General features: G+C 59.1%; 1 protein-coding gene. It reads left to right on the forward strand.

The window, feature by feature from the left end:
- The coding region (locus SB816_RS33550) for a ribonuclease E/G (protein WP_410548445.1) at positions 1–252 on the forward strand (252 nt) is incomplete at both ends.

Consider the following 252-nt stretch of genomic DNA (forward strand, 5'->3'; position numbering starts at 1 on the left):
TGCAATGGGACCTGAACTACCTGCTGCAGCTGTGGCGCGCGATCGAAGCGGCGTCGCAAAGCGGTAACTCGGGTCAGCCGATGCTGATCTATCTGGAATCGAGCCTCGTGATCCGCGCGATCCGCGACTATTTCCAGCCCGATATCGGCGAAATCCTGATCGACACGACCGAGATCTACGATCAGGCCCGTGCGTTCATGGACATCGTGATGCCGGACAACGTGTCGAAGGTGAAGCGCTACCACGACGACG

The organism is Achromobacter sp. SIMBA_011 (assembly GCF_046535435.1).
Classification (GTDB): domain Bacteria; phylum Pseudomonadota; class Gammaproteobacteria; order Burkholderiales; family Burkholderiaceae_B; genus Achromobacter; species Achromobacter dolens.